Annotated in this window: 24 protein-coding genes and 1 pseudogene; 6 read left to right on the top strand and 19 right to left on the bottom strand. The window is 67.0% G+C overall.

The window, feature by feature from the left end; translation table 11 throughout:
* Positions 1–102 precede the first annotated feature (102 nt).
* The 7 genes from GGC47_RS00655 to GGC47_RS00625 all read right to left on the bottom strand — a co-directional run bounded on the left by GGC47_RS00655 (position 103) and on the right by GGC47_RS00625 (position 6,634).
* Positions 103–1,122 carry a Gfo/Idh/MocA family protein gene (locus GGC47_RS00655; RefSeq protein WP_142020441.1) on the bottom strand — a complete coding sequence of 340 codons (1,020 nt, stop codon included), beginning with the start codon at positions 1,120–1,122 and terminating at the stop codon, positions 103–105.
* A complete protein-coding gene (locus GGC47_RS00650; RefSeq protein WP_142020442.1) occupies positions 1,122–2,024 on the bottom strand; it encodes a sugar phosphate isomerase/epimerase family protein in 903 nt (300 codons plus the stop codon). The genes GGC47_RS00655 and GGC47_RS00650 overlap by 1 nt, the downstream gene beginning before the upstream one ends.
* Positions 2,021–2,857, bottom strand: a complete 837-nt coding sequence (locus GGC47_RS00645; protein ID WP_142020443.1) for a carbohydrate ABC transporter permease — start codon at positions 2,855–2,857, stop codon at positions 2,021–2,023. The genes GGC47_RS00650 and GGC47_RS00645 overlap by 4 nt, the downstream gene beginning before the upstream one ends.
* Positions 2,854–3,753, bottom strand: coding sequence for a carbohydrate ABC transporter permease (locus tag GGC47_RS00640; protein ID WP_142020444.1), 900 nt, complete (start codon positions 3,751–3,753; stop codon positions 2,854–2,856). The genes GGC47_RS00645 and GGC47_RS00640 overlap by 4 nt, the downstream gene beginning before the upstream one ends.
* A 67-nt stretch (positions 3,754–3,820) precedes the next feature.
* Positions 3,821–5,041 (bottom strand): ABC transporter substrate-binding protein, encoded by a 1,221-nt coding sequence (locus GGC47_RS00635; RefSeq protein WP_142020445.1) that lies wholly within the window; start codon positions 5,039–5,041, stop codon positions 3,821–3,823.
* A 22-nt stretch (positions 5,042–5,063) separates the two neighbouring features.
* On the bottom strand, positions 5,064–5,993 hold the full coding sequence (locus tag GGC47_RS00630; protein WP_142020446.1) for an alpha/beta hydrolase: 930 nt from the start codon (positions 5,991–5,993) through the stop codon (positions 5,064–5,066).
* Positions 5,990–6,634: a GntR family transcriptional regulator gene (locus tag GGC47_RS00625; RefSeq protein WP_038362567.1), complete on the bottom strand. Its 645-nt coding sequence runs from the start codon at positions 6,632–6,634 to the stop codon at positions 5,990–5,992. The genes GGC47_RS00630 and GGC47_RS00625 overlap by 4 nt, the downstream gene beginning before the upstream one ends.
* 90 nt (positions 6,635–6,724) lie before the next feature.
* Between GGC47_RS00625 and GGC47_RS00620 the strand changes: the two genes are divergently transcribed.
* Positions 6,725–7,849, top strand: a complete 1,125-nt coding sequence (locus GGC47_RS00620; protein WP_142020448.1) for a mandelate racemase/muconate lactonizing enzyme family protein — start codon at positions 6,725–6,727, stop codon at positions 7,847–7,849.
* Between the two features lie 23 nt (positions 7,850–7,872).
* Here the strand turns inward: GGC47_RS00620 and GGC47_RS00615 are convergent, their stop codons facing one another.
* The 5 genes from GGC47_RS00615 to GGC47_RS00595 form a co-directional block, all read right to left on the bottom strand.
* Positions 7,873–8,901, bottom strand: a complete 1,029-nt coding sequence (locus GGC47_RS00615) for an ABC transporter substrate-binding protein (protein WP_142020449.1) — start codon at positions 8,899–8,901, stop codon at positions 7,873–7,875.
* Between the two features lie 157 nt (positions 8,902–9,058).
* Positions 9,059–10,408, bottom strand: coding sequence for an LLM class flavin-dependent oxidoreductase (locus tag GGC47_RS00610; RefSeq protein ID WP_429066472.1), 1,350 nt, complete (start codon positions 10,406–10,408; stop codon positions 9,059–9,061).
* A gap of 29 nt (positions 10,409–10,437) precedes the next feature.
* Complete coding sequence (locus GGC47_RS00605; RefSeq protein WP_429066469.1) at positions 10,438–11,184, bottom strand: ABC transporter ATP-binding protein; 747 nt, start codon at positions 11,182–11,184, stop codon at positions 10,438–10,440.
* Positions 11,181–12,038, bottom strand: coding sequence for an ABC transporter permease (locus tag GGC47_RS00600; RefSeq protein WP_370954029.1), 858 nt, complete (start codon positions 12,036–12,038; stop codon positions 11,181–11,183). Before GGC47_RS00600 ends, GGC47_RS00605 begins: the two co-directional genes overlap by 4 nt.
* A gap of 26 nt (positions 12,039–12,064) precedes the next feature.
* Positions 12,065–13,132, bottom strand: a complete 1,068-nt coding sequence (locus GGC47_RS00595; RefSeq protein ID WP_370954030.1) for an ABC transporter substrate-binding protein — start codon at positions 13,130–13,132, stop codon at positions 12,065–12,067.
* A gap of 210 nt (positions 13,133–13,342) precedes the next feature.
* Between GGC47_RS00595 and GGC47_RS00590 the strand changes: the two are divergent.
* The 4 genes and pseudogenes from GGC47_RS00590 to GGC47_RS00575 form a co-directional block, all read left to right on the top strand.
* Positions 13,343–13,438, top strand: a pseudogene (locus GGC47_RS00590) (hypothetical protein); the annotation flags it as partial.
* Between the two features lie 185 nt (positions 13,439–13,623).
* Complete coding sequence (locus GGC47_RS00585; protein ID WP_429066465.1) at positions 13,624–14,112, top strand: MurR/RpiR family transcriptional regulator; 489 nt, start codon at positions 13,624–13,626, stop codon at positions 14,110–14,112.
* A 173-nt stretch (positions 14,113–14,285) separates the two neighbouring features.
* Complete coding sequence (locus GGC47_RS00580; RefSeq protein WP_370954032.1) at positions 14,286–16,655, top strand: Orn/Lys/Arg family decarboxylase; 2,370 nt, start codon at positions 14,286–14,288, stop codon at positions 16,653–16,655.
* A gap of 15 nt (positions 16,656–16,670) precedes the next feature.
* Positions 16,671–17,210, top strand: coding sequence for a GNAT family N-acetyltransferase (locus GGC47_RS00575; protein WP_142020454.1), 540 nt, complete (start codon positions 16,671–16,673; stop codon positions 17,208–17,210).
* 99 nt (positions 17,211–17,309) lie between these two features.
* Here the strand turns inward: GGC47_RS00575 and GGC47_RS00570 are convergent, their stop codons facing one another.
* Genes GGC47_RS00570 through GGC47_RS00540 form a run of 7 tightly spaced genes read right to left on the bottom strand, consistent with a single transcriptional unit; the run spans position 17,310 to position 23,263 of the window.
* A complete protein-coding gene (locus GGC47_RS00570; RefSeq protein WP_142020455.1) occupies positions 17,310–18,221 on the bottom strand; it encodes a homocysteine S-methyltransferase family protein in 912 nt (303 codons plus the stop codon).
* The gene (locus GGC47_RS00565; protein ID WP_185747798.1) at positions 18,218–18,940 is read right to left on the bottom strand and encodes a GntR family transcriptional regulator; all 723 of its coding nucleotides are present in this window, start codon (positions 18,938–18,940) and stop codon (positions 18,218–18,220) included. The genes GGC47_RS00570 and GGC47_RS00565 overlap by 4 nt, the downstream gene beginning before the upstream one ends.
* A 10-nt stretch (positions 18,941–18,950) precedes the next feature.
* On the bottom strand, positions 18,951–19,724 hold the full coding sequence (locus GGC47_RS00560; protein ID WP_142020457.1) for an ABC transporter ATP-binding protein: 774 nt from the start codon (positions 19,722–19,724) through the stop codon (positions 18,951–18,953).
* Positions 19,721–20,422 carry an ABC transporter permease gene (locus GGC47_RS00555; RefSeq protein ID WP_142020458.1) on the bottom strand — a complete coding sequence of 234 codons (702 nt, stop codon included), beginning with the start codon at positions 20,420–20,422 and terminating at the stop codon, positions 19,721–19,723. The genes GGC47_RS00560 and GGC47_RS00555 overlap by 4 nt, the downstream gene beginning before the upstream one ends.
* Before the next feature lie 2 nt (positions 20,423–20,424).
* Positions 20,425–21,150, bottom strand: a complete 726-nt coding sequence (locus tag GGC47_RS00550; protein WP_142020459.1) for an ABC transporter permease — start codon at positions 21,148–21,150, stop codon at positions 20,425–20,427.
* Positions 21,151–21,169: 19 nt separating this feature from the next.
* Positions 21,170–22,036, bottom strand: coding sequence for a transporter substrate-binding domain-containing protein (locus GGC47_RS00545; RefSeq protein WP_038361954.1), 867 nt, complete (start codon positions 22,034–22,036; stop codon positions 21,170–21,172).
* Between the two features lie 36 nt (positions 22,037–22,072).
* Positions 22,073–23,263 carry a M20 metallopeptidase family protein gene (locus GGC47_RS00540; RefSeq protein WP_142020460.1) on the bottom strand — a complete coding sequence of 397 codons (1,191 nt, stop codon included), beginning with the start codon at positions 23,261–23,263 and terminating at the stop codon, positions 22,073–22,075.
* 128 nt (positions 23,264–23,391) lie between these two features.
* On the opposite strand from GGC47_RS00540, the gene GGC47_RS00535 reads away from it, so the two are divergent.
* Positions 23,392–24,516 carry a trans-sulfuration enzyme family protein gene (locus GGC47_RS00535; RefSeq protein ID WP_142020461.1) on the top strand — a complete coding sequence of 375 codons (1,125 nt, stop codon included), beginning with the start codon at positions 23,392–23,394 and terminating at the stop codon, positions 24,514–24,516.
* The last annotated feature ends 61 nt before the right edge of the window (positions 24,517–24,577 follow it).

The following is a 24,577-nucleotide window of genomic DNA, read 5'->3' as shown; positions in this document are numbered from 1 at the left end:
CCAGACACCGTGAATCGCATCTCAGGCCAAATGATTCGGCCCTGAGCCTAGCGATGGAGAGCTGTCGGCCCCGGACATTGCCCCTTCATGTCCGGGCATCGATCACCGATGCGCATCGGCTTCGGCGGAAGCGATGGCCTGTTCGAGGAGGGCGAGCGCCCGTGCGCCCGCCGCCGCATCGGGAAAGTCCAGTGTCTCGCCGCGCGCCGCCCGCACGAAATCGCCGAGGATCGCGTGATAGCCCTTGTGGTCCTCGTTGGCGGCGACCGTGAAATTGGGCTCCCAGACCAGCGTATCTTCGCCGTCGACAAGGCTGGCGTCGGGGCGCGACACCTTGAAGGGAGGGCTGCGGAAGTAGCGAACCTCATGCAGGTTGCGCACCTCGACGCGGCGATGGTCGCCCATCACCTGCCACCATTCCATCGGCGTACCGCGCGACTGATGCGTCCCCATGACGAGCGTGCCGATGCCGCCGTTGCGGAAGCGGAAATCGACATGGAGCAGCAGCTTGCCGGGTTCCAGCTCGTGCCGGCGTGCGCCGACCGTCGCGACCTCGCCCATCAGATGGGGGATCAGGTCGAAATAATGCACGCAGTGATGCAGATAGAAGCCGGTATAGTCGACATCCCCCGCGAAGTAGGTCGGCGCCGTCATGTACTGGCCGAGGAAGCTCGCGGTTTCCCCGAATTCCGGGGTGTGGATGACATTGGCCGCGATGCGATTGGCGGTGGAATACCGCTTCATGAAACCGACGACGACCGGAACGCCTCGGGCCTTGGCGGCATCCGCCAGCTCCTGCGCTTGCCGCGAGGTCGCGGCCGGCGGCTTCTCGATGAACAGCGGCAATCCCCGCGCGATCGCGGCGAGGCCGACTTCATGATGCTGTCGCGGACCCATGGCGAGGCCGACGGCGTCGATATCCGTGCGGGCGAGCAAAGCGCGCCAGTCGCTCAGTTGGTTCTCGGGCGCGACACCGTAGCGCCGGCCAGTGGAGGCGAGGTTGTCGGGCGAGATGTCGCAGATCGCCTGCAGGACGACGTCGTGCCGTGTGACCTGCGGCAGCAGCATCTCATTGGCATGGGTGCCGCAGCCGATCCAGCCGAGGCGCAAGGGGGATGTCATCACGCAATTCCCTTCGTCGTCGCGAGCCGGTCGGCGAAGGCGAGCGTCGCCTTGAGATAGTCGATGCTGGCCTTGAGCTCCGCATCCTCGTTCCGGGTGGGCGCGCGCCATTGCGCCAGCGTCACGCCTGCCGCCTCGTCGTCGCGCCGGAACGGCTCCAGCACGATCGGGCCCTGATAGCCGGAGGCCGCAAGCGCCCGTGCGATCGACGGCCAGTCGATATGGCCCGAGCCGACGAAGCCGCGATTGTTCTCGTTCGCCTGGAAATGCACCAGCCGCGATCCCGCCAGCCGGATCGAGGCGGCGAGATCGTATTCCTCCATGTTCATGTGGAAGGTGTCGAGCATCACGCCGACGGCAGGTGAGGCGACGGCCTCGACATAATCCAGCGCATGGCGGCAGGTGTTGCACATGTCGGTCTCGAACCGGTTCAGGGGCTCGACGCCGAGGACGACGCCCTTGTCGGCGGCGCGTTTCGCGGCCTGCGTCAGTCCGCGTACGACGGCATCGACCCGCCGGCGGCGCTCGGCCGGCTCGACCGGCTGCGGCGCCCGGCCGGCGAAGACGAGCGGCGCGCCATAGAGCGGCCCGCCGACGATTCCCGCCCCCAACGCGGCAGCGATGTCGACGCATTGCTCGAGATAGGCGATGCCGGCTGCATGCGCGGCCGGGTCGGCGCTGGCGAGATCGCGGGTCAGGTTCACCCGCGCCGCCAGTACGATCGAGAGGCCGGCATCGGTGGCGGCGGCCTTCGTCTCGGCAAGGTCGAGCTCGCCCGGCTCCGGCACCAGCAGTTCGACCACATCGGCCCCGGCCTGCTTCATGCGCCGGAAGGTGGGGAAATGCTCGCGCCCGAAGGGGCGCGCGTAGAACATCGAGATCACCCCGATCGCATTGGTCATGATTTGACTGCTCCTGCCGTCAGCCCGCCGACGAGCCGCTTCTGCACAAAAAGGAAAAGGATGGTGACGGGCAAAGCGATGATCGTGCCGCCCGCGGTGAGGACGCCCCACTGCACCGTGAATTCGCCGATGAACAATTGCAGCGCGACGGTCACCGGCCTGACCGTCTCGCCCGACAGCATCATCGCGAACAGATATTCGTTCCACGAGGTGATGAAGACGTAGATCGCCGTCGTGACGATGCCGGGCATCACCAGCGGCAGCACCACCAGCCGGATCGTCTGCAAGCGGGACGCGCCATCGATCGTCGCCGCCTCGTCGAGGTCTTTGGGGATCGCGTTGAAGTAGCTGACCAGCATCCAGATCGAGAACGGGATCGAGAAGGTCGAATGGCCGATGATGACGCCGAGGAAGGTGTCGATCAGCCCGAGCGTCCGCATCAGCACGAAGAGCGGGATGATCAGCAGCACGATCGGGAACATGTTGATGACGAGGAAGCTCGTCATCAACATCCGTCGCCCGGCGAAGCGGAAGCGCGAGAACGAATAGGCGGCCGGCACGCTGGCTGCCAGCCCCAGCACGACGGCGCCGCAGGCGATGACGAGGCTGTTCAGCAGGTTGACCGGGAAGCTCGTGCGCTGGATCAGCGTTTGATAGTGCTCGAAGGTCGTGCTGCTCGGCAGGTAGCGCACCGGGAACTGCGAGAGGTCCGCATTCGGCTTGATCGAGGTCAGCAGCATCCAGACGAACGGTGCCAGCGCGAAGGCGAGCACCAGCAGGACGGGGATTTCGACCTGGATCAGATTGCGGGCGAAGGAACGGCGCCGGATCATCGCTCCATCTCCCCGGCCTGGCGGCGGACATAGAGCCAGACGATGCCGAGCAGGATCGCCGTCAGCATCAGCGAGAGCGAGGCGGCATAGCCGAATTCCATGCCGGTATAGGCGCGCAGGAAGGCGTAGAGCGGCAGCGTATGCGTGGCATATCCCGGCCCGCCGCCAGTCATCACCAGGATGACGTCGAGCGAATTGGCGACCCAGATGATGCGCAGCAGTACGGCCGTGGTGACGATGCCGGCGATCGAGGGCAGGGTGACGTGGACGAACTGGCGCCAGGGGCTGGCGCCGTCGATCTCGGCCGCCTCGTAGAGTTCTCCCGGCACGGTCTGCAAACCCGCGAGGATGGTGACGGTGAAGAACGGAAAGCCCTGCCAGACCAGCGCCAGCATGATGCAGGCCAGCGCCGTGGAGGGCTGGGCGAGCCAGGGATGCGGGGCCGAGATCAGGCCGAGGCGCAGCAGGATGTCGTTGAAGACGCCGAGATTGAAGTCGTAGATCCAGGTCCACATCAGGCCGATGATCACGCTCGGCAGCGCCCAGGGGATGATGACGAGCGCGCGCGCCATGCCGCGCCACCAGAAGCTCTGGTTGAGCAGCAGCGCTGCCACGAGACCCAGCAGGAGCTGGAGCGACACGATGCCCGCGACCCAGATCGCAGAGTTCAGTAGCGCGATCCAGAAGACCTCGTCCGAGAGTGCGGTCGCGAAATTCCGCAAGCCGACGAAGCGGAAATTGTCGGGGTCGTAGAGAATGTAGTCGTGCAGGCTGTACCAGGCCGTCTGCAGGACCGGAAACAGGATGACCAGCGCCGTCACCAACAGTGCCGGCAGCAGGAAACCATAGGGTGTCGCCGCGCGAAGCATCGCGCTGCTCGCCGTCGTCTTGTTCATGGCCTCGTCCCTGTAGATCGATGGCTGGCGCCGGGTTTGGCCTGGCGCCGCGCGATGCGATCCGGCCTCAGCCGTGGAAGGTCTGCTCGACCGCCTTCATGAGATCGTCGGGATTCATCCCGCCGGTCAGCGCCCTCTGCAGGTTGGTGGGCAGGACGCGGCCGACGAAATCCGGCGTCTTCACATGGTCGGGGAGGGGCTTTGCGATCGGCAGGGAGGCGTCGCTCGCCTCGACGAAGCGCTTGGGATGCACGGTCCAGCTCTTCGCATCCGAGATGGTGATCGGCAGCTGGCCGCTGAGCTTGGCCTGCTCGGCATTGTTCTCGGCGCTCGACAGGAAGCTGATCCAGCGGAAGGCCGCCTCCTTGTTCTTGCTGCCTGCGAAGATGGCGTTGGACTCGTCGCCGAAATAGGTCCAGCCGCGGCCATCCGGCCCGCGCGGCACCGGCACGGCAGAGACCTTGTCGCCGAGCGCCCCGACGATCTCCGCGACCGAGCCGATATGGTGGATCGCCATCCCGGTCCGACCGGCCTTGAAGGCATCGACGATCTGGCGGAAGGCGTCGGTCGGCGCCGAGGGCGGCGCGACCTTGTGCTTCACAGCGAGGTCGACGAACCAGCGATTGGCCGCGAGCGCCTTCTCCGTAACCATCCCGCCCTTGTCGAAGCTGGCGCCGCCGCCCAGCACGAACGGCCCCCAATTGTCGTGACAGCCGGCGCCGCCGCGCATGCCGTAGCCATAGATGCCGTCCTTGGTCAGCGCCTTGGCGGCGGTGAGGAAGTCGTCGAAGCTCTTGGGCGGCTGGAGCCCGGCCTGCTGAAGCAGATCCTGCCGGTAATAGAGATAGATCACCACATAGTGCAGCGGCATGTAGTACTGCTTGCCGTCGGGCGAGCGGTTGATTGTCCAGACGTCGTCGGAAATGTCGCTGCGGCCTTTCCAATTGGCGAGGAAGCCGTCGAGCGGCTCCAGCGCTTTCATCTGCCCGAAGCGCGAGAGATAGGACAGGCGCACCATGGCGCAGTCGGGCTGGTTGCCGGCGACCAGGGCCGAGAAGATGCGGTTGATGTAGTCGGTGCCGCCGCCCCAGGGGATCGGCTCGGCCTGGATCTTGATGTCCGGGTTTTCCGCCTCGAATTTCGCGACGAGGCTGGCCGGCGTGTTCTGCGGATTGTCGTAGTGATACCACCAGCGCACCGTCGCCTTGCCTTGGGCGATGGCCGGTCTGGCGGCCTCGAAGGAGAGCGCGGCCGCTCCCGCGAGTTTCATGAAAGTCCTGCGTTCCATGACGTTCACTCCCTGAATTTTTTTATAGTCGTTCGGTGATGTAGGCGGCTCCGGCGTCGATCATGGCCTGCGCCGGAGCGAGCTTGCGGCTCATGCGCAGGCAGCCATGGATGACGCCGGGTACATGGTCGTGGCGGAAGGCGACGCCCGCTGCCGCGAGGCGATCCGCCAGACGGATGGTGTCGTCGACCAGCGGGTCGAGCCCGCCGACTGTCAGGTAAAGCGGCGGCAATCCGCGGAGGTCGGCATGCAGCGGCGCGGCGAGCCCCGGAGGGGCGTCGAAGGCCGCGCCGAGATAGTTGCGCCAGTACCAGCGCATATTCGCAGTGGTCAGGATGTATCCCTCGCCGAAGCGCGCATGGCTGCCGGTTTCGAAGTCGGGGGCGTAGCAGCCATAGAACAGAGCGGCTGTGGCGGGGAGGGCAAGCCCGGCATCGCGGCGATGGATCATGGCCGCGAGCGCAAGCGTCGCACCGGCGGAGTCTCCGGCAAGCGCCCAGCGCCGCGCATCGACATCGGAGCCGAGTTCGCCGCTGAGCCCGAAGGCGATGGCGCCGAGCGTATCCTCCAGCGGGATCGGGTAGGGATGCTCCGGCGCGAGGCGATAGTCGAAGCCGAAGACGGCGCAGCCCGACGCCGCCGCGAGGGTCCGCATCGTGCCGTCATGGGTGTCGACCGAGCCGAAGGTCCAGCCGCCGCCATGAACGTAGACGATGACGGGCAGGGCGGTTCCGGGCTTGGGGTGATAGAGCCGCCCCCGCAGCGAAGTGCCGTCGATCCGCACCGCGATATCGCGCGCCGGTAGGTCGGGCGCGCCTTCGTTCCAGGCGATGGAGCCGGCATCGGCGGAGGCGCGGGCCTCCGCGATCGGCAGGGTCTTGAAATCGACGCCCGGCGCCGCCGCGAAACCGGCGAGGATGCGAGCCATCTGCGGATCGACGAAGGCGCTCACGCGGCCACCTCGTCGCCGCCTTGAATGACGATCGTATCGATATGGGAGCCGAGCGCTGCGGCGAGTCCGCTTCCATCGCCGGCAGCGAGGCGCTCGTAGAGAATGTCGTGGCGTCGCGCCGTCTCGATCAGCGGGCGGCGATGCTCCGGCGCCCAGAGCTTGTAGCGGTTCGAGTGCATGATGCAGCGTGCCAGGATCTGCCCGAGGGCATCGAGGCCGGAGAGCCGAAACAAAGCGAGGTGGAAATCCTTGTCCGCCTCGATGACGCGGTACTCGTCGCCCTCCGCGGCGGCTTCCATCATCGCTGCCAGGATGCCGCGCAGGTCGTCGAGCGCCCGTCCATCGGCATGCAGCGCCGCCTTCAGCGCGCCGCGCGTCTCGATGCGGCGGCGCAGCGCCAGCATCTCGTCGGCTTCCTCTTCCGTCAGCCGGGTCACGATCGTCCGCCGCCCCGAGCGGACGACGAGCCCATCCTCCTGCAGGCGCAGCAGCGCCTCGCGGATCGGGCCCTGACTGCAGCCGATCTCATGGGCGAGGCCGAGCTCGGTCAGGACCGTCTCCGGGGTCAGCTCGTTCAGGATGATCCGCCGTTTGACGATGCCATAGACCAGATCGGACGGGCGGCTGAGCTTCGGAATCAAGGCGCGTGCCTCGCTGGACAAGGTCTGTCGATATGAATATCGATATCATTATCGATAATGATGTCAACGCAGACTGCCGCAGGAAAGCTGATGGGTCACAGGATTCGGAAGATCGACGTCCACCTCGTCTCCGCCCCGGTCCTCGGCGGCTTCGCGGACGCGACGCGCAAGGTCGAGACGATCGGCTTCGTGATCGTCCGCATCACGACGGATCAGGGACTGGAGGGGATCGGCGTCACCTATCACGAGGTCGGCGGCGAGGCGACCTGCGAGTTGATCAACCGCAACATGGCGCCCAGGCTGATCGGCCGCGATCCGCTCGAAACCGAGGCGATCTGGCAGGAATTCTTCCACTATCTGCGCGGGGTCGGCCGCAAGGGGCTGATGTATTGCGCCCTCAGCGCCGTCGACATCGCGCTCTGGGATCTCAAGGGCAAGATCGTCGATCTCCCCGTCTACAAGCTGCTCGGCGGGGACCGGATCAAGGTGCCGGTCTATGCCAGCGGCGGCTGGACCTCCTATTCCGACGACCAGCTCGTCGACGAGATCAAGGGCATGGTCGCGCGCGGCTTCACGACCGTGAAGTTCAAGGTCGGCTTCGACGGCGGCCGCAATCCCAGGCGCGACGTCGAGCGCGTCCGCAAGGTCCGCGAGGCGGTCGGCCCCGACATCAACCTGATGGTCGATGCGAATAATTCCTTCGATGCGGCAACGGCCGTGCAGCTCGCCAACCGCATTCGCGAATACGACATCTTCCTGTTCGAGGAGCCGGTCTTCGCCGACGACATTCCCGGGCTCGCCCGCTTCAAGCGCGGCACCGATATCCCGCTGGCGACGGGCGAGCACGAATACACCAAGTTCGGCGTCAGGGACCTGCTCATGCACGACGCTGCGGACATCGTGCAGGTCGATGGCGCGCGGGCCGGCGGCTATACCGAGATGCTGAAATGCGCCGCCCTGACCCAGGCCTGGAACGTCAAATTCGCCCCCCATGCCATGGAAAATCTCCATCTGCATCTCGTCGCGGCCGTGCCGAACGCGCTCTTTCTCGAGCGCCTGCTGATGTTCGAGGACATCACGGCACAGGTCTTCGACGGCGCGCCGCTGCCGATCGACGGCCATATGCATGTGCCGGACCTGCCGGGCCTGGGCCTCAAGCTCAACATGGATTTCATCCGGGAGCGGGACGAAACCTCCCCGGCGAGCCATGCTTGAGCAGGATCAGGGTCTCGGATCGTTCAGCGGCTTGGTGAGGATCGCACCCCGCGCTCGTAGAGAGCCTGATTGAACAAGCCGTCCAGGGCCGGTGCTTGGGGGAAATCGCCGAGCTCGACCTGATAGGCGAGCAGCGCCTCGGTCGCCTTGCGGATCTGGGCGGGGTCGTTGACGAAGCTCACGGCCGGCGAGACGAGCGCCTTCGCGATCGTCGATTCCGCGACCAGGTCGCCGCCGAGCACGGCCAGCACGAACGGGGCGACCTTGGCCGGCTCCTTGCGAATCCGTTCGGTCGCTTGATGGAAAAGCCCGACGAAGCGTTCCGCCACCTCAGGGCGATTTTTGACGAGGGCGCCCGAGGCGGCAACGACGACGCCGGGAATGTTCGGGAACATGTCCGGCGAGTTGACGATGCGCTTGATGCGCGGATCGCGTTCGGAAACCAGCGTCGCCGAGGGTTCGAGCAGCGTGCCGCCGTCGATGGCGCCGGTCAGCATCGCCTGCTGAACGACCTCGATGCCCATATTGACGATCTCGACATCGGACCGCTCGACCTTGCCGATTGTCCAGAGCCAGTGGTGAAGCGCGACCGTCGGCACGCCGCCCGGCGGAAGCGTGCCGAGCTTGGCCTTGCGGCCCGTTGCGGCGCGGAACGCGGCGAAGGCTTTCGCGGGATCGTCGGCGTTCTCGGCAAAAGCCTTGGCGAGGGCCGGGCCGGCCACGAAGGCCGTACCGCCGACCGCCGCGGCTGCGATCACGGATGCGTCCAGGCCGCGGGAGCGGGCGACCGCAACCGGCGCGACGCCGATGACCAGGATATCGATCGTGCCGGACGCAAAGGCCTGGATGGCATTCGGGCCGGAATCGAACTTGGTGAGCTTGAGCTCGAGGCCGGCATCGCGTGCCGATCCGTCGCCGGCAAGGACGAACAGGGCGCTCGCCCCGATGACCGGCACGTAGCCGATGCGCAGCGCCGTGCTCTCGGCGAAGCCCGGCCCGATCCCGGCGACGGAGCCGGCCGCCAGCGCAAGCAGGGTTCTACGATCGATCATCTCGGGCTCCGCCTCCGCGCGACCTCACATAAGAGCGCGCATCGGCGTTATGTCACCGGATGGGAGGTGATTGCTTCCAAATCGCGAGGCTGCGGGAGAACGAAACCAGCGCGTGAGCGTGCGATACGGAAACGGGCTTCCCGCCCGGGGGCTCCGCTCAGGCGGAGCGCTTCACCGGCTCGGCCGGGTCGAACTGGCTCTGAACCGGGTCGAGGCCCAGCCGGTCGCGCAGCGTCCCGTCGCCATATTCGCTTCGGAACAGCCCGCGCCTGCGCAGCAGCGGCACGACCTCGCTCGCAAAGATGTCGAATTGCGTCGGCAGGATCGGCGGCATGACGTTGAAGCCGTCGGCCGCGCCGGACACGAACCAGTCCTCGATGATATCCGCGATCTGCTCCGGCGTCCCGGTCGCGGTGAAGTGGCCGCGCGCGCCGGCGAGGCTGTGCAGCAGGCCGCGCAATGTCGGCCGCTCGCGCGCGACGAGTGCGGTGATCGACTGCGCCCGGCTGCGCGAAGCCTGGACCTGCGACGGATCGGGAAAATCCTCCACCGACAGAACGTCGTCGAGCTTGAGATGCGAGAAGTCATGGCCGCCGAAGCGGCTCGACAGCCTGGCGAGCCCGACGCTCGGATGGGAGAGTTCATTCAGCTCCTCCCAAACCCGTTTCGCCTCCGCCTCGGTCGAGCCGATCGCGGCGCTGAGGCCGGGCAGGATGACGATCTGATCCGGGCCCCGCCCCAATGCCCGCGCCTGGGTCTTGATGTCGGCATAGAATTCGATCGCGCTGTCCTTGTTGAGATGCGCGGTGAAGATCGCTTCGGCATAGCGCGCGGCGAAGGCGCGGCCGTCCTTCGACGCGCCGGCCTGAACGAAGACCGGGCGGCCTTGCGGCGAACGCGGGATGTTGAGCGCCCCTGCCACGCTGAAATGGCTGCCGCGATGCGCGGCGCGCCGGACGCGATCGGGGCGGGCATAGGTGCCGCTGTCGCGGTCGTCGACGATGGCGTCCCTCGCCCAGCTGTCCCAGAGCTTGGAGACGGCCTCGACGAAGTCGTGCGCGCGTGCATAGCGCTGGTCGATGCCGACCTGAGCCTCTTGGCCGAAATTGACGGCGGCGCCCGGCGCCCAGGAGGTCACGATGTTCCAGCCGATCCGGCCACCGCTGAGATGGTCCAGCGAGGCGAACTGGCGGGCGAGGTTGTAGGGCTCGTTATAGGTGGTCGATGCCGTGGCGATCAGCCCGATCTGGCTTGTCAACGCCGCAAGAGCCCCGAGCAGCGTGACCGGCTCCAGCTCCCCGCGCGCCGCATGGGCGAGCTCGTCGCCGAGCGCGAGCTGGTCGGCGAAGAAGATCGAGTCGAGCTTCGCCGCCTCTGCCGCAAGAGCAAGATCGCGGTAATAGGAGAGATCGCTCAACGCCTTCGCCGTCGAGGCGGGGTGGCGCCAGGCCGTTTCGTGGTGGCCGCGGCCGTTGATGAAGAGGTTGAGGTGAAGTTCGCGTGCCATGGCGGATCGATCCTGTCGGATGTGGGTCACTAGACGGCATCGGAGACGCCGAGCGCCGCGAGCAGATCGCCGCGCAAGGCTTCGAAATGAGGGGCTTTGAGGCGCGGATGCGCCAGGGCAACCGGGCGGTCGACGACGATGCGGCCGGCCTCCATGACCAGGACGCGGTCGGCGAGCTTGATCGCCTCGTCGACGTCATGCGTGACCAGCAGGACCGTCGGCCGGTGCTGGCGGATCAGGCGGAAGAGCAATTCATGCATCCTGATCCGCGTCAGGGCGTCGAGTGCGCCGAAGGGCTCGTCGGCCAGCAGCAGGCGCGGCTGGCGCACCAGCGAGCGCGCCAGCGCCACCCGCTGCTGTTCGCCGCCGGAGAGCGCATTCGGCCAGGCGTCCTCGCGCCCGCCGAGTCCGACATCGGCAAGCGCGGCGCGGCCGCGCTCATCCGCGTCAGCCCCGCGCAGGCCGAAGACGACGTTCTGCAGCGCGTTCTTCCAGGGCAGCAGCCGGGAGTCCTGAAACAGGACCGAGCGATCTTCCGGCACGCTGATCCGGCCTTCGCCGTCGACGCCATCGTCGAGGCCCGCCAGGGCGCGCAGCAATGTGCTCTTGCCCGAGCCACTCTTGCCGATCAGCGCGACGAACTCACCCGGCGCGAAGTCGAGCGAAACCTCGCTCAGCACGGTTCGGCTTGAAAAGCGGCGCGTGACGCCGCGCAGGCTGACGGCGGCAGGCGCATGGCCTCGCGGCAGGTGGAGCGGATGGGCCGAGGCGTTCATGATGCCAGCGCCTTGCGATAGGACAGCGCCTTGCGCTCCCAGAACCTGACCGCGAAATCCGAGCCGAGGCCGAGGATGGCATAGATCGCAAGGCCGACGACGATGACATCGGTCTGGCCATAGTCGCGGGCGCGGTTCATCAGATAGCCGATGCCCTCGGTGGTGTTGATCTGCTCGAGCACGACGAGCGCCGTCCAGCAGGTGGTGACGGCGAGCCTCAGGCCGGTGAAGAAGCCGGGCAGGGCGCCGGGCAGCGCGACCTCGCGCAGGAAGGCGCCGCGGGACAACCCGACGCTGCGGGCAAGCTCGACATGGCGGATATCGATGCCCGTGAGCGCAGCATGGGTGTTGATGTAGATCGGGACGAGCACGCTGGAGGCGATCAGCGCGACCTTCATCGCCTCGCCGATGCCGAGCCAGAGAATGGCGAGCGGGATCAGCGCCAGCGTCGGCACGGCCCGCTTGATCTGGACGAGCCCGTCGAGCGAGGCTTCGCCGATGCGGCTGAGACCGGCGGCGAGCGCCATCCCAAGGCCGAGCGCGACGCCGATGCCGAGGCCGAGATAGGCCCGCTGGGCCGAGGCGAGGAAATGGTCGGCCAGCGTGCCGTTGCTCAGGAGCTCGATGCCGGTCAGGACGGCCGTCGACGGCGCCGCCAGGAATTTTGGCGAGAGCCAGCCGATCCTCGAGGCGAGTTCCCAGATCGCGACCAATGCGACCGGCCCGAACAGGATGCCGCCCCGCGGCAGGCGCGACGGCGCCAGTTGCGGCGGCCGCGCTGCTTGCGTTCCGACAGGATGCCTTTCGGTTTCCGCGCTGGGCTGGAAGCCGGTGGCATAGGTGATGAGACTCATGGCGTCCATCCGTCTCGGCCAGGGTGTCAGTTGGTCTTGGCGGCGATGATCTCGTCGAAGCGCAGATCGAATTCCTCGCGCGCATCGAGTCGCTTCGGCAGGTCGCCGGCCTCGTGGATCACGTCGATCAACGATTGCTGTTTCGCGATCAGGCTGGCCAGCAGCGGAAACTGGAACTCGCCTTCGGACTCGACGATCTTGCGGGCATCGGCCGGTTTCAGGTTCTGGCGCTTGACGTAGTAGGCCTCGACCCAGGCATCGACGTTCTGGTGCGACCAGCGGCTGGCATCGATCCAGCCCGCCACGAATTCACGGATCGCCGCCGCCTTCGCCGGGTCGTCGAGGGCCTTCTGGCTGGCGTAGAGATAGGTCAGGCTCTTGGGCAGCCGGTCGTTCTGAGCCTTCGGCAGCGCGCTTGCGCCGCGATCGGCGAAGTCGGCGAGATAGCGCGAGAAATGCGGCTCGTTGAGCGCCGCGACGTCGACCTGGCCAGTCCTGATCGCATCGGGGAAGTCGGCGGCCCGAAGCGGCACGAGCTTGACGTCCTTGCGTGTCAGCCCGGCGAGCTTGAGCGCATTCAGCACGAAGGGCTGGCGTCCGGTGCCCTCGCCATAGGCGATGCTCTTGCCCTTCAGCTCTTCCAGGCTGTCGATCTTCAGGCCGGGACGGACGGCGAGGAAGTAATCGGTCTCGGAGGAGACGCGCGCGGCGATGATCGGGATCTTCTCGCCGGCGGCATGCGCCTGGATCGGCGGCGTGTTGCCGACGGTGGCGAGGTCGAGCGCGCCGGCCCGGAAGGCTTCGAGGATCGCCGGACCGCCGAGGAAATTGGCATAGGTTACGTTGCTCGAGAGCTTCGCCTGCACGCCCGAGGCGCGGATCAGCGTCTGCAGCGCCTCGTTCTGATCGGCCGCCACCAGCTTCGTCCCGGCGGGGATCTGCTGGGGAAGCGCCCCCTGAGCCGCTGCGTCGCGAGCGGCAGAGGGAATGAACGGCAGCAGCAGCGACAGCTTCAGCAGCGCGCGGCGGCTCGCTTCGAAGTGCTTGGAGTGCCCCGTCGTGCCGGCCATGGTCGTCACCTTCTGCAAATTCACGGTCGTCGGCGACCAGCGCCGGACTCCCCAAATCTTGCAAAAGGATCGTTTGTTAAGTCAAACGAATGTTCTTTTTAAGATACAACGCAAAGACGAAGAACCTTCCAACGCCGTGATGCCTTCCAGGAAGGAATGCCTCGTTCAGCCTGATGCTGGGCCTGCGGGCGGACGCCACCATGATGCGCGCGGCCCATCGCATGGGTTCGCCCTATGAATGGGCCTTGCGGCAATGACCTGACCGCCATGTCAGTCACGGAAGTGGCCGAACGGGCGGAGGCGAGCGAGGGCAGCGTGATCTCGCTCTGCCGCCAGCTCGGCGCGCGCGGCTTCCAGCAGGTTAAGATCGCATTGGCGCGCGACCTGGTGCAGCCGGTGCAGTTCATCCACGAGGATCTCGCCCGCACCGACGATACCGGGACGGTGATCGAGAAGGTCTTCCGCAGCGATCTGCAGGCGCTGCACGACACCATGAAGGTGCTCGACAGGGGGCGATGGAGCGCGCGGTCGCGGCGATCCGCAAGGCGCGCCGCGTCGAGCTCTACGGCATCGGCAGCGCCGCCCCGATCGCGGAGGACGCCAATTACCGGCTCCTGCGCGTCGGCGTCGAATCCAAGGTCGTGGTCGATTCGCATGTGCAGGCGATCAGTGCCTCGCTGACCGGCCCCGATGTCGCGACGATCACGATCTCGCATTCGGGCTCGACGCACGAGACCGTCACCGCGACCAGGCTCGCGCGAGAAGCCGGGGCGATGACGATCTGCATCACCAATTTCGGCAAGTCGCCGCTGCTCGCCTATGCCGACATCGTCCTCAACACCATGGCGCGCGAGACCCAGTTCCGCACCGAGGCGATGACGAGCCGCATCGCCCAGCTCGCCATCATCGACGCCCTGATCGCCTGCCTGTCGCTGGCCGATTATGACAAGGCCGTCGCGACGATCGGCAAGACCTTCGACGTGCTCTCGACCAAGCGGTTCTAGTCGTCCGGATCGGTCCCGCGGCAAACTGTTCTGGCGGCATCGAGACGCCCATCCTGGAAACTCGTTCTCCGGCCCGCGGGGCGCCCGCCCGCTGCGGCTTTGGCCGGAGCGGCAGTCGCCGAATTGTCGTAAAACTCACCCAATGCTGCGGGTTCATGCTCAGCGGAGCCGGTATGGACTATTTCAGGCGCTTCACCTTCCTGTTCGCAACGCCGAACTTCGATGCCGAGGATCTCGAAGGGATCCGCTTCCATCAGATCGTCGAGGAGATCGAGCGATCGGGCTTCGAGGTCGTCAAGGCGCGAAAGCTCGAAGATGCCGAGATCGCGGTCCAGACCGATGCCGCCATCGGCTGCATGGTGGTCGACTGGGGCAAGAAGGGGCTGGAGGGCAAGACGGCCGCGCTGATCAACCTGATGCGCCGGCGCGGCCTCGACTTCCCCATCATCCTGCTGATCCGCCGCAAGCGCTTCGAGGACGTGCCGGTCGAGGTGCTCGACTTCATCGACGGCTATATCTTTCTTTCGGAGGAAACCCCGCCCTTCATCGCCAAGAGCCTGATCAGCCGGCTGAAGCAATATGCCGACACGCTGAAGACGCCGTTTTTCGGCGCTCTCGTCGATTATGCCGAGGAGGGGAACCATCTCTGGACCTGCCCGGGCCATAATGGCGGCGTGTTCTACAGCCGCAGCCCGATCGGCCGGGTGTTCATGGAGCATCTCGGCGAGGCGGTCTTCCGCGACGATCTCGACAATTCCGTGCTCGATCTCGGCGACCTCCTGACCCATGAAGGCCCGGCGCTCAAGGCGCAGAAGGAAGCGGCCCAGATCTTCGGGGCGGAGAAGACCTATTTTGTCCTCAACGGTACCTCGACCTCGAACAAGGTCGCGCTCGCCGCGCTGGTCACCGATGGCGACCTCGTCCTGTTCGACCGCAACAACCACAAGGCCGCCCATCACGGCGCGCTGCTGATCGCCGGCGGCATTCCGGTCTACATCCCCACAGTGCGCAATGCCTGGGGGCTGATCGGCCCGATGCGCTGGGAGAGCTTCGACGAGGAGGCGCTGCGCGAGCGCATCCGCACCAATCCGCTGGTCAAGGATCCGGATGCCTGGAAGAAGCCGCGCCCGTTCCGCGTCGCCGTGGTCGAGCAATGCACCTATGACGGCACGATCCACAGCGCGCAGATGATCCTCGATAAGATCGGGCATCTCTGCGAGTACATCCTCTTCGACGAGGCCTGGGCCGGCTTCATGAAGTTCCACCCGCTCTATGCCGGTCGCTTCGCCATGGGGCTGACGGGGCTGGGGCCGGAGTCGCCCGGCATCATCGCGACGCAATCGACCCACAAGCAGCTCGCGAGCTTCAGCCAGGCCTCGCAGATCCATATCAAGGACAGGCACATCAAGGGCCAGAAGCGTCGGGTCGAGCATCGACGCTTCAATGAGAGCTTCATGCAATACGCCTCGACCTCGCCCTTCTATCCACTGTTCGCCTCGCTCGATGTCGGTGCGCAGATGATGAAGGGCCGCTCCGGCGAGGTGCTTTGGGACGATACGATCCGGCTCGGCATCGAGCTGCGCAAGAAGATCCGGGCCGTGCGACGCGAATTCGAGGAGAAAGAGGTCCGGCCCGAGCGGCGCTGGTTCTTCGAGCCCTTCGTGCCGGATCGGGTCAGCATCGCCGATGCTGCGCGCGAGGGTGCTGTCCACGACGTCGCCTGGGAGATGGTCTCTACCGACCAGCTCGCCAGCAATCCTGCCTATTGGCAGCTCGCGGCGGATGCGAGCTGGCACGGCTTCACGCGGATGGAGCCGGGCTTCGCCATGACGGACCCCAACAAGCTGACCTTGCTGACCCCCGGCTTCGACCGCGAGACCGGCGCCTATGCCGAGCATGGCATCCCCGCGCCGATCGTCGCGCAGTTCCTGCGCGAGAATCGGATCGTCGCCGAGAAGAACGATCTGAACTCGCTGCTTTTCTTACTCACGCCCGGCGTCGAGGCCAGCAAGGCCGGCACGCTGATCAGCGGGCTCGTCGCCTTCAAGAAGCTGCATGACGACAACGCCCTGCTGGAAGACGCGATTCCGGAATTCTACCGGCGCCGGCCCGGCCGCTATGGCAACGTGCGGCTGCGCGATCTCTGCGGCGATATGCATCGCTTCTTCCGCGACCATGACGTCAGCGGGCTGCAGAGCCGACAGTTCTCGCCCGAGCACCTGCCGGAGATGGCGATGTCACCGCATGACGCGGCGCGCTGCCTGACGCGCAACGATGTCGACTATCTCCCCATCGACGCCATCGCCGGGCGGATCGCGACGACGCCCTTCGTCGTCTACCCGCCCGGCATCGCTACCATCGTGCCGGGCGAGCGGCTGACCGAGCGGGCCAAGCCGATGATCGATTATCTCAAGATGTTCGAAGCCTGCTTCAATGCCTTCCCCGGCTTCGAGGTCGAGATCCAGGGCATCTACCGCGAGGTCGATGCCGCCGGGCAGGTGCGGCTCCATACCTATGTCGTCAGCGAGCAGGCGCAGGGCTGAGGATCGCGACGACGCATGGAAACCGACCGCCCCGTCATCATCCGCCCCTCGCGCGACGACGATGTCGAGCCCATGCTGGCGATTTATCGCCGGCATATCCGCCACGGCATCGAGGCCGGCGTCGAGGATACCGGCACGCCGCAGCCGGACGATCTGCGCGACCGGCGCAAGAACCTGCGCAACCGCAAGCTGCCGCATCTGGTGGCGACCCGCGGCGGCGAGGTCGTGGGCTATGCCTATGTCGTGCTGTTCCGCAAGCGGCCGGCCTACCGCTTCACGGTGAAGCACTCGATCTACGTCCACCACGAGCATCTCGGGCACGGCATCGGGCGGCTGCTGATGCAGGCGCTGATCGACGCCTGCGCCGCCGCCGGCTTCCGCCAGATGATCGGCTATATCGACGCGGAGAACAGCACGTCGCTGGCATTGCACGAGCGCTTCGGCTTCACCCGGGTCGGCCTGTTGCCGGGCGTCGCCTATCGCTATGGTCGCTGGGCCGACAGCGTCATGATGCAGCGCTCGCTCGGCGCGGGCGCCACGCAGCCGATCCCGTAGCCCCTGTCCGCGAATTCGGTCGGAAAGCCATCATTCGCGCAGCAGTGGGGAATTTCTCCCGTCGCGCGTGCTGTGGAACACCGCTCACCGCATGGAAGCTCAATCGGCGCGGAACGCGCGGTGGAGCTCGCAAATGGAATCCGGTCCGATGCCGCAGCACCCGCCGATGATCCGGGCGCCGCGGCGGTGCCAGTCCCGCCCGAAGTCGCGATAGCGAAGCGGCACGATATCCTCGCGCAGGTCGCTCAGCCCCTCATTTGCTGCAGCTTCCCCGGTCTTCTCGGGGAAGGCGTTGGCGTAGACGCCGATCGGGATTCCACCCTCTCCAAGAACGTCATGTGCGAGCGCGACGGCCGGTCCCATCACCTCCGGCTGGCTGCAATTGAACAGCACGGCGGCGGCGCCGGCAGCGCGGACCGCCGCGACGGCCTCGGCGACGCCTTCGCCCGAACGGAGGGCGGGGGCCTCTCCGGCAGTGCCATCGTCCTGCAGTGTGAAGGAAACCCAGATCGGCTTGCCGGTTGGGCGCACGGCCGCGCAAGCCGCGAGCGCCTCGGCGATGCAGCTTTGTGTTTCGGCGAGGAAATGGTCGACGGATGGCAGCAGGGCATCCACCAGCACCGCCAGCATGGCCGGGGCCCGCGCGGGATCGAACAGATCGGGGCGGTAGGAGCCGAACAGCGGCGGTAGCGATCCTGCCACGGTGATCTTGCGGCCGCTGCGCTGCGCCTCCTCGTCCGCGGCGCGGCGCGCCAATTCGCCCGACAGGGCGGCAAGCCTCGCGCCGTCCTGCGCGAAGCGCTCCTCGCCGATATGGAACGGCACCACCGCATAGCTGTTGGTGGTGATGACTTCGGCACCCGCCTCGATGAAGGCGCGGTGCGCTGCCAGCACGGTCTCCGGCGCCTCCATCAGCGCCAGCGCCGACCATTCCGGCTGCCGGAAGGGCGCACCCATCCGCTTCAGCTCGCGCCCCATGCCGCCGTCGAGGACGACCACCTTGTCCGTCATGCCTGATCGCTCTTCTTGAATTCGTCTTCGGCCCCTGCGCCGCTCGCCGCGACCAGGGCATGCTGCCCCTCCAGATCGGCGGCGAGGCTGGGCGCGATATGCGCACGCACGGCACGCTCGGCCTCATCCGGGCTACCGTGCATCACGCCCTCGAACAGCCCGCGATGATCGGCTTCCAGCGGAAAGCGCGCGGGCCAATGCGTCTCGGACCAGCGGTAGAGCCACTCCATCTTCGTCGACAGGGCGTTGTAGCGCTTGATCAGGTGGCGATGGCCCGTCGCATCGACAATCGCCCTGTGGAAGCCGAGATCGGCCGCGACGCGATCATCGACCGACCCGGTTTCCGCCGGCGCCAGCCGCGCGAAGGCGGCGGCAATCAGGCTTTTGGGCTGCGCCTCGCCGCGCTCGGCGAGAATGCGGGCCGCCAGACCTTCCATCGCCTCGCGCAAGGTATAGATCTCCCAGATCACCTGGGCGTTGAGGCTGGGGACGCGCCAGTTCGAATAGGGCGCCCGGACCACCAGCTCGTCGGCCTCGAGAGCGAACAGCGCGGTGCGCACCGTCCCGCGCCCGACGCCGAGCCGCCCTGCCAGCGCGATTTCCGTCAGCACCTCGTCGGGGGCCAGGCGGCCGCGGACGATCTCGTCGCGCAGGCGCCGCATCGCCATGTCGGCGAGGCTGAGCCGTTCGATCGGTTGCTGGTCGTCCGTCAGGGGCACGGTGCGGTCCTCATTGTCCGCCGCGTTGCATGCCGACGAAGCGGCGGCAGCGCTCGGATTGCGGGTCGAGAAAAACCTGCTCGGGTGGGCCCTGTTCCTCGACGCGACCATCCTGGAGATAGATGGCGTGGTTCGAGACCTCGCGCGCGAAGGTCATCTCATGGGTCACGATCAGCATCGTGCGGCCTTCCTCGGCCAGCGCGCGGATGACGCGCAGCACCTCGCCGACCAGTTCCGGGTCGAGAGCCGAGGTCGGCTCGTCGAAGAGCAGCGCGCGCGGCCGCATCGCAAGCGCGCGCGCAATCGCGACGCGCTGCTGCTGGCCGCCGGAGAGATGGGCGGGCCAGGCGTCGAACTTGTCGGCGAGCCCGACCTTGGCGAGCATCGCCTCAGCCTCCTCGCGGCATTCCGCGCGCAGCCGCCCCTGGACGTGGAGCGGCACCTCCATGACGTTCTGCAGCGCCGTCATATGGGGCCAGAGATTGAAGCTCTGGAAGACGAAGCCGAGCTGGCCGCGCAGCCTGCGGACGGTCTGCCGCTCCGCACGGGAGAAGCGATGCCCCGCATCCCTGATGCGGATCTGCGCATCGCCGACGCTGACCTCGCCCTGGTCCGGGATCTCCAGCAGGGGGATGCAGCGCAGCAGCGTGCTCTTGCCCGAGCCGCTGGCACCGATGATGGCGATCACGTCGCCGTCCCGGGCGGCGAGATCGATCCCGCGCAGCACCTCCTGGCCGCCAAAGCTCTTTCGGATGTCGGTCAGCTTGACCGTGATCGGCGTCATGCCACGCTCCGTGCGTCGGTCGGTCGGCGATAGGGGGAGAGATGCTGCTCGAGCAGATCCACCGCCCGCGCGATCACCGTCACCAGGACGAGATAGATCGCTGCCGCGCACAGGAAGATCTCGATGGCGCGGTAGGTTTCGGAGACCTCCGCACGCGCGATGCCGGTGATCTCCATCAGCGTCACGACGCTGGCGAGCGAGGTCGCCTTGACCATGCTCGTGATCTCCGCGCCATAGGCGGGCAGCGCCTGCCGGAAGGCGAGGGGCAGCACGATCCGGCGCAGCATGGTCAGCCGCGTCATGCCGGAAACGCGAGCCGCCTCGATCGCCCCGGAAGGCACCGCGCGAAGACCGCCGCGCAGGATTTCCGAAGTGTAGGCCGCATCGTTCAGCATCAGGGCGAGGACGGCGCAGACATAAGGCTCGCGCAGCAGCGGCCAGAGCAGCGAGTGGCGCACCGCCGAGAACTGGGCGAGCCCGTAATAGATCAGGAAGATCTGGATCAGCAGCGGCGTGCCGCGGAAGATGTAGACGTAGAAATCGGCGACCCGCGCCCCGAGCCAGGAGGTGGCGCGCAGGCCCGACAGCCCGAGCGCGATCAGGCCGCCGCCGAGCAACGACAGGACCGCCAGCAGCAATGTCAGCGGCAGGCCGGCGAGCAGCTTGGGAAAGATCTGGGCGATGAAGGCGAGATCCATCGCTAGCTCCCGGTTCTCGCCGCGGCCTGCCCCCGCATGGAGCGCCATTCGGCGATGCGGAAGAGGAACCCGGAGATCGTCGTGATGGCGAGATAGATCGCGCCGCCGGCGAGGAAGAACAGGAAGGGCAATTCGGTCGAGTTCGCCGCCACCGTGACGGCGCGCAACGTCTCGACCAGCCCGGTGACCGAGACCAGCGCGGATTCCTTGATGACCGACTGCCATTGGTTGCCGAGGCCGGGCAGCGCGGTACGCAGGGCCAGCGGCGCGATGATGCGCCGGAACATCGTCCAGCGGCCCATGCCGGTGACGCGCGCCGCCTCGAGCGTTCCGGGCGCGATGGCATGGAAGGCGCCGCGCAGGACTTCCGCCTGCGTGGCGCCGGAGAGCAGGCCGATCGCCAGGCAGCCCGCCGCGAAGCCGCTGATCTCGACGGGGCCGACATGCCCGAATTGCTTGGCGACCACCGAGGCGATCTGCCGGCCGCCGAAATAGAACAGGTAGATGACGAGCAGGTCGGGAATGCCGCGCATCACCACGCCATAGCCCTGCGCGAGGCGCCGGATCGGCGCGGAGCCGGCGATCCGCGCCCAGGCGCAGAGCGTGCCCAGGCCGAGCCCGAGCGCGAAGGCGCAGGCCGATACGGCGAGCGTCATCAGCCCGCCGTTCAGCAGCGCGTGCCCCCAGCCCTCCGGGCCGAAGCCCAGCAATGTCAGGCTGTCGTCCATCCCGTTCGGCTCGCCCGCGTCAGCTCGCGGGCGTGATGTCCATCTCGAACCACTTCAGCGCCAGCTTCTTGAGCGTGCCGTCGTCGATGGTCGACTTCAGCGCCTTGTCGAACATCTCCTTCAGCTCCGGATCGCCCTTGCGCAGGCCGACCGCGGATCCGACGCCCAGAAGGCCGCCCGTGAAAAGATAGCCGGACTGGATCATCTCGCCATTCGACTTCTTCGCGCTCGCCTGGATGTTGATCTGGGAGGCCATCACCGCATCGACGCGGCCGCTCTTCAGGTCCAGGAAGGTATCCGGCCCGGACGGATAGGTGCGGACGGTCACCACGTCCTTGAAATAGCGGTTGAGGACGTCGTTCTGGATCGTGGCGACCTGTACCGCGACGGTCTTGCCGGTCAGCGCTTTCGCCAGTTCGTCGATCGCCGTCTTGGCGGCGGCCTCATCCGTGAAGGGGACACGTGGCGCGCCCGTTCCGGGCAGCGACTTGATGCTGCCCTCCTTCATGATCGCGAAGCCCGAGCCGGCCGAGGCGTAGGGGCGGGAGAAGGCGATGACCTCCTCGCGCTTCGGCGTGATCGAAACGGCGTCCATGATGGCGTCGTATTTGCCGTCGGTGAGCCCGGCGATCATGCCGTCCCAGGCCTGCGCGATCATCTCGCACTTGACGCCCATGCGGGTCGACAGCTCCTGCAGGAGGTCGGGCTCGAAGCCGATCAGGCGGCCGTCGGGAGCGTGCATGTTGTAGGGAGGAAACGCGCCTTCGGTGGCGACGCGGATGAGCTTCCATTCCTTGGCCGTGGCGGAACGGGGCGCTGCGCCCAGAGCGAGGCCGGCTGCGGCGCCGAGGCCGAGCTTCAGGAAGTCAGAGCGGGTGATCGTCATGGCGAATCTCCGGTGCCGTAGCGAATGCGGGCGGGATCAGGACAGGATGTCGAGAGCGGTGCGGGCGAGCGCGGCGACGCCCAGGCCGATGCTGCGCTCGTCCGGCTGGTAGTCGGAATTGTGGACCCGGTCGTCGCGGCCGGGCTGCGACGAGCCGACCAGCAATTGGCAGGACGGAATGCGCTCCGAGAAATAGGAGAAATCCTCGGCGCCGAAGCGCCCTTCGAGCTGCTCGACCTTGTCGGCGCCGAATTGCTCGGACACCGACCGGATCACCGCATCGACGACGCCGTCATCGTTGATCAGGGCGGGCGCCCCGCGCTTGTAGTTGATCTCGCAGGTGACGCCCATCGCCGCGGCGACGCCGTCGCAGATCCGCCGGAAGCTGGCTTCCATCGTGTCGCGGCTCTCGGGCGAGCGGCAGCGGACCGTGCCCTGGAACAGACAGCTGTCGGGGATGATGTTGTGCGTCGAGCCGCCCTGGATGTGGCCGACGGTGAGCACCGCAGATCGCGACGGGTCCATGACGCGCGAAATCGCCGTCTGCAGCTGCATGATCATCGCGGAAGCGGCGACGATCGGATCGAGCGCGGAATGCGGGCGCGCCGCATGGCCCGATTTTCCGCGCACGATCACGTCGAATTCGTCGCTCGATGCCGTGGAGGCTCCCCGGACATAGCCGAAGCGCCCCACCGGCATCTCGGGCCGGTTGTGGAAGGCCAGCGCGATGGCGGCACCATCGGCAGCGCCGTCCGCGACCATCGCGGCGGCGCCGCTCTCCACCGTTTCCTCGGCCGGCTGGAACACCAGCCTGACGCTGCCGCGCAGCTTGGGCGCCATGGCCTGCAGGACAGAGCCGACACCGAGCAGCGTGGCGGTGTGAATGTCATGGCCGCAGGCATGCATCTTCCCGGGGATGGTGCTGGCGAAGGGCAGCCCCGTCAGCTCCTCCATCGGCAGCGCATCCATGTCGGCGCGGATCAGCAGGCAGGGGCCCGGAGCGCCGCCTGCGATCTCGGCCACGACGCCGGTGCGCCCGACGCCGCGTCGCGGCGAGAGCCCGATCCGCTCCAGCTCCTGCGCGACGATTTCCGCGGTCCTGACGGTCTCGAACCCGATTTCCGGATGGGCATGGATGTCGCGGCGGATGGCGATCAATTGCGGTTCGATCGCCGCGACATGGCGCTCGATGTCGAGAGTGGGGTCGTTCGGACGGTCGGGAGACATAAGAAGCTCTGACGGACGGTAAGCGGCGCCGGAACCTCGCACAGATCCTTAGCCGTCGCAATCGGACCGAGGATCGACAATCGACAATAGCTTACTAAAATGCGGGCCCGTTTCAGAATGTTGTTCTCATGCACGCCGCGACCATCCTGGCCCAGCTCGATCATGTCACCGATCCCTCAACTGGCGGGCTGGTGCCGTCGATCCATCCGGGCGTGACCCATGCCCGGCCGGGCAGCGCGATCGCGGCGGGTTACGCCCGCTCGGGCAACAGCGGTGCCGCGCTCGTCGAGAGCATTCTGTGCCAGTTGGAGAAGGGTGCGGCGGCGGCGGCCTTCGGCGCCGGAGCGGCTGCGGCGCAGGCCGTGCTGGCGAGCTTGCAGCCCGGCGACCGGGTGTTGGTCGACACAGGCCTCTACTACGAGTTCGGACGGATGATCTGGGCCTTCGCCGAACGCTTCGGCCTGGACATGGTGCGGGTCGATCTATGCGATCTGGAGGGCGTCGCCCGCAGCATGGGTGTCGCGGTCACGCGACTCGTTTGGGCCGAATGCCCGAGCAACCCGCTCTGGCGCGTGCCGGATCTCGCCGCCTTGGCGGCGCTCGCTCATCGGCACGGTGCGCGTCTGCTGGTCGATGCGACGGCGGCCACGCCGGTCCACTGCCGGCCGCTGACGCTGGGCGCCGATCTCGTGCTGCACTCGGCGACGAAATATCTCAACGGCCATGGCGATGTGGTCGCCGGCGTGCTTGTTGCGGCGGAAGAAGATGCGTGGTGGCGGGAAATGCTGACCGCGCGCGAGATGCATGGCAGCATCCTGCCGCCCTTCGAGGCCTGGCTCCTGCTGCGAGGCATGCGCTCCCTGGCGCTGAGGATGGAGCGCGTGTCGGCAACCGCGCAGACGCTCGCCGGCTGGCTTGCCCAGCATCCGCGCGTCGGCAAGGTGCATTATCCGGGGTTGCCGCAGCATCCGCAGCACGAACTGGCCTGCCGACAATTCCGGGACGGCTTCGGCGGCATGCTCTCCTTCGAACTCGGCGACGCGGCAGAGGCGATCGATCTCTGTGCCCGGGCGCGGATCTTCCGCCGCTCGACCTCGCTTGGATCGCCCGAGAGCCTGATCGAACACAGGCGCAGCACCGAAGGGGAGCAGTCCGATTGTCCTCCCGGTCTGGTGCGGCTCTCGGTCGGGCTGGAGCATCCCGACGACCTCCTGGCCGATTTGGCCGAAATGCTTTGTCCGGCGGGGCCCTAGCAGAGTTTCCGGAGCAGCGAATGGCGGACAGTGCCCGGCGCTTGCCGTCGCCGTTTGCTTC

Source organism: Allobosea sp. OAE752, assembly GCF_050433265.1.
In the GTDB taxonomy this organism is placed as follows: Bacteria; Pseudomonadota; Alphaproteobacteria; order Rhizobiales; family Beijerinckiaceae; genus Allobosea; species Allobosea spartocytisi.
The sequence above is the reverse complement of the archived record's forward strand: the minus strand, read 5'-3'. Positions and strand labels throughout refer to the sequence as shown.

What these genes read in the sequence shown, in the direction of transcription:
- GGC47_RS00655 (WP_142020441.1), bottom strand. Translation starts at nt 1,122, where the DNA reads ATGACATCCCCCTTGCGCCTCGGCTGGATCGGCTGCGGCACCCATGCC.
- GGC47_RS00650 (WP_142020442.1), bottom strand. Translation starts at nt 2,024, where the DNA reads ATGACCAATGCGATCGGGGTGATCTCGATGTTCTACGCGCGCCCCTTC.
- GGC47_RS00645 (WP_142020443.1), bottom strand. Translation starts at nt 2,857, where the DNA reads ATGATCCGGCGCCGTTCCTTCGCCCGCAATCTGATCCAGGTCGAAATC.
- GGC47_RS00640 (WP_142020444.1), bottom strand. Translation starts at nt 3,753, where the DNA reads ATGAACAAGACGACGGCGAGCAGCGCGATGCTTCGCGCGGCGACACCC.
- GGC47_RS00635 (WP_142020445.1), bottom strand. Translation starts at nt 5,041, where the DNA reads ATGGAACGCAGGACTTTCATGAAACTCGCGGGAGCGGCCGCGCTCTCC.
- GGC47_RS00620 (WP_142020448.1), top strand. Translation starts at nt 6,725, where the DNA reads ATGGGTCACAGGATTCGGAAGATCGACGTCCACCTCGTCTCCGCCCCG.
- GGC47_RS00615 (WP_142020449.1), bottom strand. Translation starts at nt 8,901, where the DNA reads ATGATCGATCGTAGAACCCTGCTTGCGCTGGCGGCCGGCTCCGTCGCC.
- GGC47_RS00610 (WP_429066472.1), bottom strand. Translation starts at nt 10,408, where the DNA reads ATGGCACGCGAACTTCACCTCAACCTCTTCATCAACGGCCGCGGCCAC.
- GGC47_RS00605 (WP_429066469.1), bottom strand. Translation starts at nt 11,184, where the DNA reads ATGAACGCCTCGGCCCATCCGCTCCACCTGCCGCGAGGCCATGCGCCT.
- GGC47_RS00600 (WP_370954029.1), bottom strand. Translation starts at nt 12,038, where the DNA reads ATGAGTCTCATCACCTATGCCACCGGCTTCCAGCCCAGCGCGGAAACC.
- GGC47_RS00585 (WP_429066465.1), top strand. Translation starts at nt 13,624, where the DNA reads ATGGAGCGCGCGGTCGCGGCGATCCGCAAGGCGCGCCGCGTCGAGCTC.
- GGC47_RS00580 (WP_370954032.1), top strand. Translation starts at nt 14,286, where the DNA reads ATGGACTATTTCAGGCGCTTCACCTTCCTGTTCGCAACGCCGAACTTC.
- GGC47_RS00575 (WP_142020454.1), top strand. Translation starts at nt 16,671, where the DNA reads ATGGAAACCGACCGCCCCGTCATCATCCGCCCCTCGCGCGACGACGAT.
- GGC47_RS00570 (WP_142020455.1), bottom strand. Translation starts at nt 18,221, where the DNA reads ATGACGGACAAGGTGGTCGTCCTCGACGGCGGCATGGGGCGCGAGCTG.
- GGC47_RS00560 (WP_142020457.1), bottom strand. Translation starts at nt 19,724, where the DNA reads ATGACGCCGATCACGGTCAAGCTGACCGACATCCGAAAGAGCTTTGGC.
- GGC47_RS00555 (WP_142020458.1), bottom strand. Translation starts at nt 20,422, where the DNA reads ATGGATCTCGCCTTCATCGCCCAGATCTTTCCCAAGCTGCTCGCCGGC.
- GGC47_RS00550 (WP_142020459.1), bottom strand. Translation starts at nt 21,150, where the DNA reads ATGGACGACAGCCTGACATTGCTGGGCTTCGGCCCGGAGGGCTGGGGG.
- GGC47_RS00545 (WP_038361954.1), bottom strand. Translation starts at nt 22,036, where the DNA reads ATGACGATCACCCGCTCTGACTTCCTGAAGCTCGGCCTCGGCGCCGCA.
- GGC47_RS00540 (WP_142020460.1), bottom strand. Translation starts at nt 23,263, where the DNA reads ATGTCTCCCGACCGTCCGAACGACCCCACTCTCGACATCGAGCGCCAT.
- GGC47_RS00535 (WP_142020461.1), top strand. Translation starts at nt 23,392, where the DNA reads ATGCACGCCGCGACCATCCTGGCCCAGCTCGATCATGTCACCGATCCC.